This window comes from Cupriavidus sp. 8B, assembly GCF_054589115.1.
This window is the reverse complement of record NZ_BAAILO010000172.1, coordinates 69,543-83,416: the sequence shown is the minus strand read 5'-3', so window position 1 is coordinate 83,416 and position 13,874 is coordinate 69,543. Positions and strand designations below refer to the sequence as shown.

Here is a 13,874-nt window from a genome sequence, read left to right as displayed (position 1 = left end):
CTCGCGAACAGCGGGCGATCCGCCAGCCTGTTCTCCAGTCGGCGCAACGGTGTCAGCCCCGGCCAGTACAGTAAAATGCCGGATCCGCCAGCATGTCGCTGGCCAATGCACCTGCCCTCACACGCAACATGCTAGACATCCAGCTGTTCCGCAAAGACATCGACGCCGTGGCGCAACGCCTTGCCACGCGCGGATTCCAACTCGACGTAGCGGCCTTCCAGGCACTCGAAGCCGAGCGCAAGCAACTGCAGACCCGGACCGAGGAACTGCAGGCGCGCCGCAACAGCCTCTCCAAGCAGATCGGCATGCTCAAGGGCAAGGGCGAGGACGCCTCCGCGGTGATGGCCGAAGTCGGCGGCATCGGCGATGCCCTCAAGGCATCGGCCGCGCGCCTGGACGAAATCCAGGCCCAGCTCGCCGATATCCTGGAGGCCATCCCCAACCTGCCGCACGAAAGCGTGCCGGTGGGCCGGGATGAGACCGGCAACGTGGAAGTGCGCCGCGTCGGCACACCCCGCAGCTTCGACTTCGAGGTCAAGGACCATGTCGACGTGGGCGAGCGCCTCGGGCTGGATTTCGATACCGCGAGCAAGGTCACGGGCTCGCGCTTCGCCATGCTGCGCGGTGGCATCGCACGCATGCACCGCGCGCTGGTGCAGCTGATGCTGGACACCCACACGATCGAGCACGGCTACACCGAGATGTACGTGCCCTACATCGTCAATGCCGCATCGATGCGCGGCACCGGCCAGCTGCCCAAGTTCGAAGAGGACCTGTTCAAGGTGCCGCGCAAGGTCGGCAGTGAAGAGGGCGAGCGCATCGAGAACTTCTACCTGATCCCCACGGCGGAGGTACCGCTGACCAACATCGTGCGCGACGCCATCGTGGCCGGCGACAAGCTGCCGCTGCGTTTCGTTGCCCACACGCCTTGCTTCCGCTCGGAAGCCGGCTCCTACGGCCGCGACACGCGCGGCATGATCCGCCAGCATCAGTTCGACAAGGTCGAGCTCGTGCAGGTGGTGCAGCCCGAGCACTCGTTCGATGCGCTGGAGCAGCTCACCGGCCACGCCGAAGCTATCCTGAAGAAGCTCGACCTGCCGTTCCGCACCGTGGTGCTGTGCACCGGCGACATGGGCTTTGGCAGCACCAAGACCTATGACCTCGAAGTGTGGATCCCCGCGCAGGGCACCTACCGCGAGATCAGCTCCTGCTCGAACATGAGCGACTTCCAGGCCCGCCGCATGCAGGCCCGCTTCCGTGCGGGCCAGGGCAAGCCGGAACTGCTGCATACGCTCAACGGCTCCGGCCTGGCGGTTGGCCGCACGCTGGTGGCGATCCTGGAAAACTACCAGAACGCCGATGGTTCGCTGACGGTGCCGGCCGCATTGCAGCCGTATCTGGGCGGCCTGGCGCGCCTTGAGCCCGAGGCGTAATTTTTCACGCGAGGGGCTTGCGGGGCAAACAAGGTTTCCTCTATAATCTTGTTCTTCGCGACAAGCGACCCAGTTACCGGAGAGGTGGCAGAGTGGTCGAATGTACCTGACTCGAAATCAGGCGTAGGTGCGAGCCTACCGTGGGTTCGAATCCCACCCTCTCCGCCAGCAGTACGCAAAGCCCCACGATTCCTCACAGAGTCGTGGGGCTTTTGCTTTGGGGGTACGGTTCGCGCGTTTTCTGCACAATGCGCGGCACAACGCGCGGCACGATGGCGGCAGGCATCGTTGCACAGGTCACTGAGCCAGCTCGCGCGATATACTCTGCTCATCGCTGCAACCACAGCGATCGGGATTGGCGTCCCGAACGAAAAGGCGGACAGTCGCCGCCAGGCGATTTTTTACGTCCGTTTTGCCTCTGCGCGCTTTTCATTGGGCGGGCCTGGGCAGGGGAGCCTTCGGGCTCGCCGGATCCTTTTCGCCGGTACGCCAACCTTGCCTTGCGCCCGCCCACCCCGATTGGCGTCGGGGTGGGGGATCGAAACCGCATGAAAAGGAGGCAGCACCATGCCCCAGGTTTTCCTCGCCCATCAAAGGCAATCGAAACACCCAACATTCCCCTTAGGCTCACGTCGCACGCAGGCCAGGCTCCAGGAGGCGTGCCATGGGTAAGCACTGCCGCTACGGCATCACAGCCGAACACGCCGAGTCGGCAATGTTTGTCACTACACGCACCTCGCTCGAGGATCCTTTGAGTCTGGCCGCCGAGCGTGCCGCGCAGCTCTATGGATTGCTGTTCATGATTAGCGAATATGCGGCCTCTGGCGATACCTTCAGCGCACTAAAACAGGAAATCCAGAACGGTGTCTTTTCTTTGGCGGCCGGGTTGGCTCGCGAGACGCTGGTGTTGAGTGAACTGGCCGCCCAGCGTGGCGAGGGAGGCGTGGCGTAATCGATGGCAGTGCCTGGGCTTCGAAGCGCGCCGGACATGGCAACCTGGGTGCCGGACCTCTATATTGGTTAAGTGGCAACCGCCACGTCGACCAGAATGGAGGTAAGGCATGAGCCGGAACGCTCACTCCAATTCGAAGCGGCCGTCCCCGAATATCCGCATAGAGAAACGGCACAGCAAGGAGAGCGAGGTGCAGGAGGTTTCTCAGAAGGACCCGAAGATGGCTGAACCTGGCGCGATGCGTCAGCGCACGCATCGCAAGTAATTTAGCCAACCCGCAGTCAACCACGCAGTCAACCCTGCGCACCCGCGCGGGGCCCGCAACCGGCCCCGCGCAGTCAATGCACTATCATGACGCTGCTCCGATTTGAACAGCCGCTCATGACACAGTCTTCTTACCAGCCTTCCCCGCACGCCTTGCCCGGCGCCGATGCGTCCTCCGACTATCTGCATGGCATGCCCTTTCGCCACTACAAGGGCGGTGCCTATGCCATCGTCGGGCTCGGCGTGATCGAGTCGGACCTGTCGCGGGTGGTGGTGTACGAGTCGATGCGGGATCGCTCCCGGTTGTGGGTGCGGCCGCTGGACGTATTCAGCGAAAGCGTGGCCACGCCGCAGGGCACGCAGCCGCGTTTCGCGCCAGACTGGCCGGCCGCGCTGGCTTGCCTGGACTGGTTGCCGCGCGCGACCGTGCTGCAGGTGCTGGCCTGCTACGACGCGCCTTACCGGCATTACCACGATCGCCGCCATGTACTGGAGATGTTTGCGCTGGCGCAGGCGCGCGGCATTGCGCTTGCGCCAGCGCAGGCGCTTGCCGTGCTGTTCCACGACGCGGTCTACGTGCCGGGTTGCGAGCATAACGAAGCGGCATCGGCCGGGTTGATCGAAACCATCGTGAGCGGGGTCGATGCGGCGGTGACAGCGCTGGCCGCGCGCATCGTGATGGATACGTGCGGGCATCGTGCGTCGGTGCCGGAGTCCGAGGCGGTGCTGGATCTGGACCTGTCTCGGCTGGCTGCGCCTGAAGCGGAATTCGACGCCTGGACTCTCGCTGTGTTCGAGGAAAACAAGGCGCTGCTGGCCAATCGCACAGGCTTGTCCGGCGATGCCCTGTACGCGGCATTCATGCAGCGGCGGATCGCTTTCCTGCAGGCGATGGCGCAGCGGCCGCAGTTGTTCGCGACGCCCGCCTTTGCCGATTGCGAAGCGCCGGCACGCGCCAATATCGCGCGCATGGCGGCGGGGGGCTGAGCCGATGGTGGCTGCTCCCGTTCAAGCGCTCGCCGTGGTCCAGCCCGCTGGCGCGCCCTGGCTCACACCGGCAACCGCGCTGGGCGTGGTGGGCCTTCTCGCCTTGTTCGCGCTGTTGCTGCTCTGCGTGGTGCGCGGCCTGCTGCTGGTCATCCGCCCGCTGGTGCGCCGGCTCGATGCCGCGCGGCTGCGTGGCCGCGACGCGCTGCGCGTACGCGCCACGAAGCCGTGGCCGCGCGTTGCCAGCCTGCTGGAGCGCGATATCGTCGAGCTGCTCGTGCTGGCGGTGGGCGGAGTGCTGTTGCTGGCGTGCGCTGCCGCCTTGCTGTGGCTGGGTGAATCCATCGCCGAAGGCGCGCCACTGGTGCAGGTGGACCAGGCGGTGTTCGCGCAGCTTCGCGCATGGCAGCAAGGCTGGCTGGATACGGCCATGGTGGCGCTGACCGAGTTGGGCGGCGCGCGGGTGTCCGTGGCGGTGGGCGTGGCGGTCTTTGGCTGGCTGGCGTGGCGCCGGACTTGGGTGGCGGCGGCGTACTGGGTGGGGGCGCTGGTTGGCGCGCGCGCCTGCGTGATGGTGCTCAAGCTCGCCCTTGAGCGCAGCCGGCCGGCCAGCATCTACGGCGGCCTGGAGTCGTTCTCGTTTCCCAGCGGCCACGCCACCAGCAGCATGGTGACCTACGGCTTCCTGGCTTTCCTGTTGTGCCTGCGCCAGCCGTGGCAGGTACGGATGCCGGTGGTCGCGCTGACGGCGGTGGTGGTGACGCTGATCTGCCTGTCGCGGCTCTACCTTGGCATGCACTGGCTGTCCGACGTGCTGGCGGGCTGCGCGCTAGGCTTTGCCTGGATCGTGCTGCTGGGCACCGCGTACGTTACCCTGCATGCGCCGGAGCGCCTGGCGCCGCTGCGCCTGGGCGCGGTCGCCGCCGCGGCGGTGGTGGTGGTCGGGGCCTGGATCGTGGTGTTCCAGTTGCCCACCACGGTCGAGCGCTATCGCCGCGCGCTTACGGCTGGAACGGCTCCGCCGGCGGCAGTCGCGAGACCAGCAACTGATCGATCTTGTGATGGTCGATGTCCAGCACCTCAAAGCGGAATCCCGCGGCCTCGATCGCTTCGGATTTCTTCGGGATCCGTTTGAGCGTGTAGATGACGAGCCCGGCGGCGGTGTCGACGTAGTCTTCGCCGGGCAGCTCATCGAGCTCCAGCGCTTTCTTCAGGTCCACCAGCGGCGTCACGCCGTCGACCAGCCACGAACTCTCGTCGCGCCGCACGATCTGCTCGTCTTCGGTGGAGTAGATGATGTTGCCCATCAGCGCGCCAACGATATCGTCCAGCGTGACGATGCCCACCACCAGTCCATACTCGTTCATCACCACCGCAAAATTCTGGTGCATCTCGCGAAAGCGCGTGAGCGATTCGGTGAGCGTCAGCGTGTCCGGGATCACCAGCACATTCTTGTCGTGGTGCTTGCCGATATTGCCGATGTTGCCGATCACGCCGGTGGAATCGTCGGCGAGGAACATCTGCAGGATGTCCTTCGAATCGATATAGCCCAGCACGTCATCGAGGTTGTGCCCGCACACCGGATACTGTGCTTGCGGATAGTTGACCAGCTTGCGCCGCAGGCTGTCGGCGGACTCGTCCAGGCCGATGTAGACCACATCGTCGCGCGGGGTCATCACCGCGGTGACGTTCTTCGCGTCCAGCTCGAACACGTTCTCGATCAGGTGGATCTCGTGCTTGTGCAGCACGCCGGCCTCCGCCCCGGCATCGACCATGGCGGCGATGTCTTCCGTGGTGATCTGGTCGATGTGCTTGGTGGGCACGCCGAACACGTGCAGGGTGGCGTTGGCGGCGCCGTTGAACACATAGACCAGCGGCTTGAAGATCTTGATGAGCGTGAGCATCGGCCCGATCACCACCAGCGCGCAGGCCTCGGGAAACGTCATGGCGATGCGCTTGGGGATCAGGTCGGCGAACTGGATGAAGAGCAGGGTGACGATCAGGAAAGAGCCGACATTGGCGATGCGCTGGGTAGTGACCACGTCCAGGTAGGGCAGCAGTGCCGTCTGCAGCAGGTCGGAGACATGCTTCTCGCCGACGATACCGGCCAGGATGGCCACGCTGTTGACGCCGATCTGCACGATGGTGAAGAAGTTGCCCGGCTCCTCCTTGAGCAGCATGATCTTGGTGGCGCGGCGGTCGCCACGCTCCGACAGCACCTGCAGCTTGGTGCGGCGCGCTGCGGTCAGCGCGATCTCGGAAATCGAGAAGAAGGCGCTGATCAGGATAAGGAGAAGCAGGATAAGGGCGAACATAGGTTTTGGGGGGGGCACCGTTCAGGCGCTTTGATGATGGTGCACGGTGCACGGTACTGTCAAATTCTGCAAAGGGCCGGGGCAGGGCAGCCCGCTTCATTTAGGGGCATGCTCGAAGCTGACCGCCGGCGCCTCCAGCCGCTGCGGCAGCGCAGCAGCCAGCGCTATTGCGGCGGCGGCAAACTGCTCGCGCATATCGTCGGCCAGGCTGGAGCTGCCGCGGTGGCTGGCGCGCAGCAGCTGGATCTCGAAAGGCAACGCGGGCTTGACCTCATGCAGCGACACACGCTCCGGGTTTGCGCCCAGCGCGGTGTACTGGTCTAGCAAGGTGAGGCCCAGGCCGGCATCGACCAGGGCCAGCGCCAGCGAATAGGTCTGGACTTCCAGCGTCGAGCGCGGCTCGAGCGCATTGCGCGCCAGGGTCTGGCGCACCAGCAGCCCGAGCGAGCTGTTGTCGTCGTAGGCGATGAAGGGGCGCTCCACCAGCCGGTGCATTGGCACGTCGGCCCGCCGGCCGCGGGCCGCCAGCGGCTCGCCGCGCGGCACCGCCAGCAGCATCTGGCCGCCAGCTACCGGTTCGCTGATGATGGCTTCGTGGCGCGGTGGCGAGAAGGCGAAGCCCAGGTCGATCTGGTTGGCCAGCAAGCCTTGCACGATCTCGCCGGTGTGGTGGGTCAGTACCTGCACCTGGGTGTCGGGATGGCGCGCGCAAAAGCGGCGTACGGCTGGCACCAGCAGCGGATTGGCCAGGCTGGGCGTGGCCGCCACGCGCAGGCGGCCGGCGCCTTTGTGGCGCAGGCTTTCGGAAACGCGGCGCACCCGCTCGATCTCGCCATATAGCCGCTCGACATCGCCATACAGCGCGTTGGCCTCGGGCGTGGCCTGCAGCCTGCCTTTTACCCGGTCGAACAAACGGAAGCCGAGCGTGGCCTCGGCATGCTGCAGCACGCGGGTGACGACCGGCTGGGAGACGTGCAGCAGCCGCGCGGCCTCGCTGACGGTGCCGGTCAGCATCACTGCCCGGAAGATTTCGATCTGACGCAATCGCATGTGGCAAGGGAGGGCGCCCCGGAATAGCGGCATCCATAGCCTAAAGACATATTCTTGCACGTATTGGCATTGGGCAAGCCGGGCTCTCGTGGACTACCCTCTGTGGATCGGATCAAAGAGGCGGGTGATGAAGGTTGTGATCGTAGGGGCGGGCGTGATCGGGATGAGCGCGGCGTGGCGGCTGGCAGGCGACGGGCACGAGGTGACCGTGCTGGAGCGGCGCGATGGCCCGGGCGAGGAAACCAGCTTCGCCAACGGCGGGCAGCTCAGCTATAGCTATGTGGCGCCGCTCGCCGGGCCGGGCGTGCTGGCCAAGGTGCCCGGGTGGCTGCTGCGCGCCGATTCGCCGATGCGCTTCCGGCCATCGGCGGACCCGGCGCAGTGGCGCTGGCTGGTCGCGTTTGCACGGGCTTGCAATGCCTCCGCCAGCGAGGCCACCACGCGCAAGCTGCTGCGCCTGGCCTTCTACTCGCGCGACCTGATGCAGGCTTTCGTCGACAGCCAGCCGGTGGAGTTCGGCTTTGCCCGGCGCGGCAAGCTGATTGTGCACCGCGATGCGGCCAGCTTCGACGCCGCGTGCCGCCTGCTCGATTACCAGGCCAGCCTGGGCTGCGAGCAGCAGGCGCTGGACAGCGATGCCTGCGTGGCGCTGGAGCCGGCGCTGGCCGGCATCCGCGGCGAGATTGCCGGGGCCATTCACACGCCGAGCGAGGAAGTGGCCGATTGCCATCGCTTCTGCCTGGCGCTGGCACAGTTGCTGCAAGACCGTCCCGGCGTGGCGCTGCGTTTCGGCACCGGCGTGCTGGGTATCGAGCGCGCAGGCGAGCGCGTGACCGGCGTGCGCACCGATGCCGGCATCGAGCGGGCGGACGCGGTGGTGGTGGCAGGCGGCATCGGCAGCGTGGCGCTGCTCAAGCCGCTGGGGCTGCGGGCGCCGCTGTGGCCGCTCAAGGGCTACAGCATCACGGTGCCGATCCGCGATGGCGAGCGTGCGCCGCACATCAGCATCACGGACTTCGCGCGCAAGATCGTCTATGCCCGCATCGGCAACACCCTGCGTGTGGCGGGCATGGCCGACCTGGTGCGCGGGGACACCGTCATCGACCGTGCCCGCATCGCCACGCTGGCCTTTGAGACCCGCGCGCTGTTTGGCGACATGGCGCCGGGCATGGAGCCGGAGCAGTTGCAGCCCTGGGCGGGCCTGCGCCCGGCCACGCCGACCGGCCTGCCGATGGTGGGGCCCACGAGCCTGCGCGGCCTGTGGCTCAATATCGGCCACGGCGCGCTTGGCTTCACGCTGGCCATGGGCAGCGCGGGCTTGCTGGCCGATGGCCTGGCCGGGCGCAAGCCGGCCATCGATGAAAGGGATTTTGCCGCGGCGCTGGCTTGATGGGCAGCGTTCCGGGGCAGTTTTTACGTTTGCACTACCGCTGAGAAATGCCGCTTCACGACCAAGCAGGACTTCGAGCCATTCCCATCCAAGGAGAAAACGATATGAAATCGCACGTCCGTTCCAACCGAATCTCCCGTTGCCTGCTGGCGGTTGCCATGCTGGCTGGCGCCGCCGGCGTCGTTCACAACGCCAATGCTGCAGACGGCGATACGCTGCGCAAGATCAAGGACACCGGCGTGATCTCGCTGGGCTATCGCGAGTCCTCCATCCCGTTCTCCTATACCAACGGACGCGATGTGATGGGCTACTCGCACGAGATCCTGCTGCAGATCGTCGACAAGGTGAAGGCGCAACTGCAGTTGGCCAAGCTCGAGGTCAAGCTGGTGCCCATCACCTCGCAGAATCGCATTTCGCTGATGCAGAACGGCACCATCGACATCGAGTGCGGCACCACCACCAACAACCTGGAGCGGCAGAAGCAGGTAGCGTTTTCCAACAGCCTGTTTGTCTACGGGCTGCGCATGCTGACCAAGAAGGATTCGGGCGTGAAGGACTTCCCCGATCTCAAGGACCGCAACGTGGTGACCACCGCAGGCACCACGGACGAGCGCCTGCTGGTCAAGATGAATGGCGAAAAGGCCATGAACATGAACCTGATCAGCGCCAAGGACCACGGGCAGTCCTTCCTGATCCTGGAGACGGGCCGCGCGGTGGCCTTTGTCATGGACGAGCCGCTGCTCTACGGCGAGCTGACCAAGGCCAAGAGCGCCAATGACTGGACCGTGGTGGGCACGCCGCTGCAGACCGAGAACTACGCCTGCATGTTCCGCAAGGACGATCCGTCCTTCAAGGCGCTGGCCGACGGCGTGATCGCCGACCTGATGACCAGCGGCCGTGCCGAGCAGTTGTACAAGAAGTGGTTCCAGTCGCCGATCCCGCCGCGCAACATCAACCTGAACTATCCGCTGTCAGCCGACATGAAGGATCTTTACGCCCACCCGAACGACAAGGCGTTCCAGTAAGCAGGGCGGCGCAGGGCCCGGCAGGGCAGGGCGAATCGTTATTGCTGTTCGACAGGAAATTGCGCTAGGCTAAAAGCCGGCCTGCGCTCTTGCCGGGCCAACGCCGGGCCAACGCCGGGCCAACGCCGGGCCAACGCTTGCCGGACCGATGCGGACGCCGTCCGCGTCGGCTGTGCTGACTGGAGAACATATGCGATCGCTTCGTACTGGCTGTCTCAACGCCCTGTTCGCCGTTTCGCTGCTGGCGGCCGGCGCTGCCGCGCAGGCCGCGGACCTGCTCGATACCGTAAAGCAGGCCGGCGCGCTCAAGATCGGGCTGGAAGGTACCTATCCGCCGTTCAACTACCGCGGCAGCAACAACCAGCTGGAAGGCTTCGATGTGGATGTGGCGAAGGGCGTGGCGGCCAAGCTGGGCGTCAAGCCGGAGTTTGTCACCACCGAATGGAGCGGCATCATTGCCGGGCTGCAGGCTGGCAAGTTCGACGTGATCGTCAACCAGGTCGCGGTGACGCCGCAGCGCAAGCAGGTGCTGGATTTCTCCACGCCTTACGTGTATTCGGCGGCGCAACTGATCCAGCGCAAGGATGACAACCGGCAGTTCAAGTCCCTCGAGGACCTGAAAGGCAAGAAGCTGGGCGTGAGCCTGGGCAGCAACTACAACGAGCTGGCCAAGTCGGTGCCCGGCATCGACGTCAAGACCTATCCGGGCGCGCCCGAATACCTGCGCGACCTGGCAGCCCAGCGCGTGGATGCCGCGCTCAACGACCGCCTGATGATCAGTTACCTGATCAAGATGTCCAACCTGCCACTGCGGCCCGGCGCGATCGTCGAAGGCGGCAACTCGGAGGTGGCGATTCCCTTCCGCAAGGACAACCCGAAGTTCGCACAGGCCATCGACCGGGCCCTGGACGAGATGCGCAAGGACGGCAGCCTCGGCAAGCTGTCGGTGAAGTGGTTTGGCGGTGACGTGACCAAGCCCGCCAAGTAAGCGCGGGCGCGTTCCCGCCAGGGCTTCCCATGTCCGCTCTCCAGCTTGTCGTCGAGTCGCTGCCCGTGCTGCTGCAGGGCATGCTGCTCACCATCAAGTTCGCGCTGCTGTCGATGGTCTTCGGACTGGTGATCGGCACCGCGGTGGCGCTCATGGGCATCAGCCACCGGCGCGTGCTGGAGGCCATCGCGCGGGTCTATGTGAGCATCATGCGCGGCACGCCGCTGCTGGTGCAGATCTTCGTGGTGTATTACGGCTTGCCGGGCATCGGCATCGCCATGGAACCCACGCCGGCGGGCGTGTTGACGCTGAGCCTGAACGTGGGCGCCTATCTCTCCGAGAGCATGCGCGGCGCCATCCTCGGCATCCCGCGCGGGCAGTGGCTGGCCGCCTATAGCCTGGGACTGACGCAAGGCCAGACCCTGCGCTATGTGGTGGGCCCGCAGGCGCTGCGGCTGGCGGTGCCGAGCCTGTCGAACAGCCTGATCAGCCTGATCAAGGACACCTCGCTGGTATCGGTGATCACCGTGACCGAGTTGCTGCGCACGGCGCAGGAGGTGATTGCCGCGACCTACCAGCCGCTGCCGCTCTATGTCGCGGTGGCCGCGATCTACTGGATGCTCAGCACGGCGCTGGCGCAGGTGCAGCGGGAGCTGGAGCGGCGCTTGTCGTTGCCGGGGCGGCACTAGGCCGCACCAGGCCCTATCGCAGCGCCAAACGAAGCCGCCGAACAGGCCAAAGCCGCGCGCCATGACGACGGCTGTCTCTCCCTCTCCCCCGGCTTGCTCTCCCACAAATGACAGAGGGGTGCAAACCAACGCATATCGGCACCACGCAGAAAGAAGAAAGCCAGCCGGTGTGGCTGGCTTTCTTGCGTTGCTGCTTCACTGCGCCGCGCTCAACCCTGCGCGATCCGCTGCTCGATATGCGCGAGCGCATCCTCCACCTGATCCACCAGGATCAGGCAAAGGTCGCCCGGTTGCAGGTGCGACAGTGCGGTGTCGATGGCGAGGAATTCCCCGCGGATCTCCTCCACTGCGCTGGCGCGCGTCGCGCCCTCCAGGCCTGCGCGCAGCAGGGCCAGCACTTCGCCGTCCTCGCGTCCGCGCTGGCACTGGTCCTGGTACAGGATCACTTCGTCGAACACGCCACCGAGGATTTCGGTCTGACGGCGGATATCGACGTCGCGGCGGTCGCCCGCACCGCTGATCACCACCGAGCGGCGCTTGGCCGGCATGCCTTCGATGGCGTTGCACAGCGCCTGGATCGCATCCGGGTTGTGGCCGTAGTCGGCGATCAGCGTCGCGCCCTTGTGGTCGAACACGTTGAAGCGTCCGGGGGCGGTGGCCGCGTCGTTGACAAAGGTCGCCAGGCTGCGGCGGATCACTTCCCAGTCGATGCCGAGCGCCCATGCCGCCGCGGTGGCGGACATGGCGTTCTCGACCTGGAACCCGATCGAGCCGCCGCGCGTCAGCGGAATGCTCGACAGCGCGATGCGCACCTGGTTCTCGCCTTCGGCGGCCACGATATGGCCATCCTCGACGTACACCACGCGCTTGCCCTGCGCGCAGTGCGTGGCCATCACGGGGTTGTTGAGGTCGGCCGCGAAGAAGGTCACGGCGCCGGGGCAGGCGTCGGCCATGCGCACCACCATGGGGTCCGCGGCATTGAGCACGGCCATGCCGTGCGGTGCCACGTTCTGCACGATGACGCTCTTCAGCACGGCCAGGTCTTCCACGGTGCTGATGTAGGACAGCCCGAGGTGGTCGCCTTCGCCCACGTTGGTGACCACGGCCACGTCGCAGCGATCGAAGGCCAGGCCCTCGCGCAGCAGGCCGCCGCGCGCGGTCTCGAACACGGCTGCGTCCACGTCGGGATGCATCAGTACATTGCGGGCGCTGCGCGGGCCGCTGCAGTCGCCGGTATCGATGCGCTCGCCCTTGACGTAGACACCGTCGGTGCCGGTCATGCCGATGCGCAGGCCGCTGCCGGCGAGCAGGTGGGCAATCAGGCGGACCGTGGTGGTCTTGCCGTTGGTGCCGGAGACCGCCACCACGGGGATGCGGCCATCGTCGCCGTCGGCGAACATCGTGGAGATGATGGCCTCGCCCACCGCACGGCCCTTGCCGTAGGAGGGCTGCAGGTGCATGCGCAGGCCCGGCGCGGCATTGACTTCGACGATGCCGCCGGCCTGTTCCTCGAACGGCTTGAGCACGGTCTCGCAGACCGCGTCGACGCCGCAGATGTCCAGGCCGACCATGCGCGCGGCCGCCACGGCGCGGGCGGCCATGTCGGGGTGCACATCGTCGGTGACGTCTGTTGCGCTGCCGCCGGTGGACAGGTTGGCGTTATTGCGCAGCACCACGCGGGTGCCCTTGGGCGGCACCGCATCCGCGGTGAGATGCTGCTTGGCCAGCGTGGCCAGCGCGATATCGTCAAAGCGGATCTTGGTCAGCGAGGTGGCGTGTCCCTCGCCGCGGCGCGGGTCGCGGTTCACTTCCTCGACCAGTTGGCGCACGGTGTGCTTGCCATCGCCGGTGACCTGGGGCGGATCGCGGCGTGCCGCGGCGACCAGGTGGTTGCCCACCACCAGCAGACGGAAATCGTGGCCGGGAATATAGCGCTCGACGATCACGTCGGAGCTGATCTCGGCGGCCACTTCATAGGCGGCGATGACTTCCTCGCGAGTGCGGATGCGTACCGCCACGCCCTTGCCCTGGTTGCCATCGCGCGGCTTGACCACCACCGGCGCATCGATCTCCTGCGCGACGGCCCAGGCTTCGTCGGGGTCCGAGACGGAGCGGCCCATCGGCACCGGCACGCCGGCGGCGTGCAGCAGCTTCTTGGTGAGTTCCTTGTCTTGCGCGATCGATTCCGAGACCGCACTGGTCATGTCGGTCTCGGCGGCCTGGATGCGGCGTTGCTTGCTGCCCCAGCCGAACTGCACCATGCTGCCTTGCGTCAGGCGGCGATACGGAATGCCGCGTGCCACGCCCGCGTAGACGATGGAGCCGGTGCTCGGCCCCAGGCGCACGTCTTCATCGAGCTCGCGCAGGCGATGCAGCGCATCGGCCAGGTCGAACGGCATGTCGTCGCGCGCGGCGCGGCACAGCGTGGCGGCAAGCTCCAGCGCCAGCCGGCCGACTTCTTCCTCGCTGTACTGCACCACCACCTGGTAGGTGCCGGGTTCGACGGTGGGCGCGGTGCGGCTGAAGCTGACCGGGCAGCCGGCCTCCGCCTGCAGGCGCATGGCCGCGCATTCCAGCGCGTGCGCCAGCGACACCACGCCTTCGTTGTCATCGGGCCGCAGCGGGCCAACCTCGGGAAAGCGCGCGCGCAGGCGCTCTTCAAAACCGGGCAGCTGAGCCAGCGTATGCGCCTCGTCGGAGCACGAAACGATGGCTTCGATGGCGGTGTGGCGGCACCACAGGTTAGGGCCGCGCAGGGCCCGGATACGTGAGACTTCCATG

The 13,874-nt window shown here is 66.2% G+C and carries 10 protein-coding genes, 1 tRNA gene and 1 pseudogene; 9 read left to right on the top strand and 3 right to left on the bottom strand.

Annotated elements, in window-relative coordinates:
• The first annotated feature begins 128 nt into the window (after positions 1-128).
• From serS to ACYP5B_RS17230, 5 genes and pseudogenes are all read left to right on the top strand, one after another.
• Positions 129-1,433, top strand: coding sequence for a serine--tRNA ligase (serS, locus tag ACYP5B_RS17250; protein WP_400092553.1), 1,305 nt, complete (start codon positions 129-131; stop codon positions 1,431-1,433).
• Positions 1,434-1,511: 78 nt separating this feature from the next.
• Positions 1,512-1,601 (top strand) — tRNA-Ser (locus ACYP5B_RS17245).
• A 496-nt stretch (positions 1,602-2,097) separates the two neighbouring features.
• Positions 2,098-2,385: a hypothetical protein gene (locus tag ACYP5B_RS17240; RefSeq protein WP_400092485.1), complete on the top strand. Its 288-nt coding sequence runs from the start codon at positions 2,098-2,100 to the stop codon at positions 2,383-2,385.
• A 381-nt stretch (positions 2,386-2,766) separates the two neighbouring features.
• Positions 2,767-3,636, top strand: a complete 870-nt coding sequence (locus ACYP5B_RS17235) for a DUF1653 domain-containing protein (RefSeq protein ID WP_459570489.1) — start codon at positions 2,767-2,769, stop codon at positions 3,634-3,636.
• Between the two features lie 4 nt (positions 3,637-3,640).
• A pseudogene (locus tag ACYP5B_RS17230) lies at positions 3,641-4,480 on the top strand (phosphatase PAP2 family protein); the annotation flags it as partial.
• 157 nt (positions 4,481-4,637) lie between these two features.
• On the opposite strand, the gene paeA reads toward ACYP5B_RS17230, so the two are convergent.
• Together paeA and ACYP5B_RS17220 are read right to left on the bottom strand one after the other, a co-directional pair.
• Entirely contained in the window at positions 4,638-5,951 is a 1,314-nt protein-coding gene (paeA, locus tag ACYP5B_RS17225) for a polyamine export protein PaeA (RefSeq protein ID WP_400092488.1), read from the bottom strand.
• A gap of 96 nt (positions 5,952-6,047) precedes the next feature.
• Positions 6,048-7,001, bottom strand: coding sequence for a LysR family transcriptional regulator (locus ACYP5B_RS17220; RefSeq protein WP_459570488.1), 954 nt, complete (start codon positions 6,999-7,001; stop codon positions 6,048-6,050).
• Positions 7,002-7,128: 127 nt separating this feature from the next.
• Here ACYP5B_RS17220 and ACYP5B_RS17215 point away from each other — a divergent pair, with 127 nt between their 5' ends.
• From ACYP5B_RS17215 to ACYP5B_RS17200, 4 genes are all read left to right on the top strand, one after another.
• Positions 7,129-8,391, top strand: a complete 1,263-nt coding sequence (locus tag ACYP5B_RS17215) for a D-amino acid dehydrogenase (RefSeq protein ID WP_400092492.1) — start codon at positions 7,129-7,131, stop codon at positions 8,389-8,391.
• Positions 8,392-8,495: 104 nt separating this feature from the next.
• A complete protein-coding gene (locus ACYP5B_RS17210; protein WP_400092493.1) occupies positions 8,496-9,416 on the top strand; it encodes a glutamate/aspartate ABC transporter substrate-binding protein in 921 nt (306 codons plus the stop codon).
• A 190-nt stretch (positions 9,417-9,606) separates the two neighbouring features.
• Complete coding sequence (locus ACYP5B_RS17205; protein ID WP_267605837.1) at positions 9,607-10,404, top strand: transporter substrate-binding domain-containing protein; 798 nt, start codon at positions 9,607-9,609, stop codon at positions 10,402-10,404.
• A 29-nt stretch (positions 10,405-10,433) separates the two neighbouring features.
• Positions 10,434-11,093, top strand: a complete 660-nt coding sequence (locus ACYP5B_RS17200; RefSeq protein ID WP_318233414.1) for an amino acid ABC transporter permease — start codon at positions 10,434-10,436, stop codon at positions 11,091-11,093.
• A gap of 209 nt (positions 11,094-11,302) precedes the next feature.
• Here ACYP5B_RS17200 and cphA read toward each other — a convergent pair whose 3' ends face one another.
• On the bottom strand, positions 11,303-13,873 hold the full coding sequence (gene cphA, locus ACYP5B_RS17195; RefSeq protein WP_459570487.1) for a cyanophycin synthetase: 2,571 nt from the start codon (positions 13,871-13,873) through the stop codon (positions 11,303-11,305).
• Position 13,874: the final 1 nt, after the last annotated feature.

Coding starts and splice junctions, on each gene's coding strand:
- paeA (WP_400092488.1), bottom strand. CDS start 5,951: ATGTTCGCCCTTATCCTGCTTCTCCTTATCCTGATCAGCGCCTTCTTC.
- ACYP5B_RS17235 (WP_459570489.1), top strand. CDS start 2,767: ATGACACAGTCTTCTTACCAGCCTTCCCCGCACGCCTTGCCCGGCGCC.
- cphA (WP_459570487.1), bottom strand. CDS start 13,873: ATGGAAGTCTCACGTATCCGGGCCCTGCGCGGCCCTAACCTGTGGTGC.
- ACYP5B_RS17220 (WP_459570488.1), bottom strand. CDS start 7,001: ATGCGATTGCGTCAGATCGAAATCTTCCGGGCAGTGATGCTGACCGGC.
- ACYP5B_RS17215 (WP_400092492.1), top strand. CDS start 7,129: ATGAAGGTTGTGATCGTAGGGGCGGGCGTGATCGGGATGAGCGCGGCG.
- ACYP5B_RS17240 (WP_400092485.1), top strand. CDS start 2,098: ATGGGTAAGCACTGCCGCTACGGCATCACAGCCGAACACGCCGAGTCG.
- serS (WP_400092553.1), top strand. CDS start 129: ATGCTAGACATCCAGCTGTTCCGCAAAGACATCGACGCCGTGGCGCAA.
- ACYP5B_RS17200 (WP_318233414.1), top strand. CDS start 10,434: ATGTCCGCTCTCCAGCTTGTCGTCGAGTCGCTGCCCGTGCTGCTGCAG.
- ACYP5B_RS17205 (WP_267605837.1), top strand. CDS start 9,607: ATGCGATCGCTTCGTACTGGCTGTCTCAACGCCCTGTTCGCCGTTTCG.
- ACYP5B_RS17210 (WP_400092493.1), top strand. CDS start 8,496: ATGAAATCGCACGTCCGTTCCAACCGAATCTCCCGTTGCCTGCTGGCG.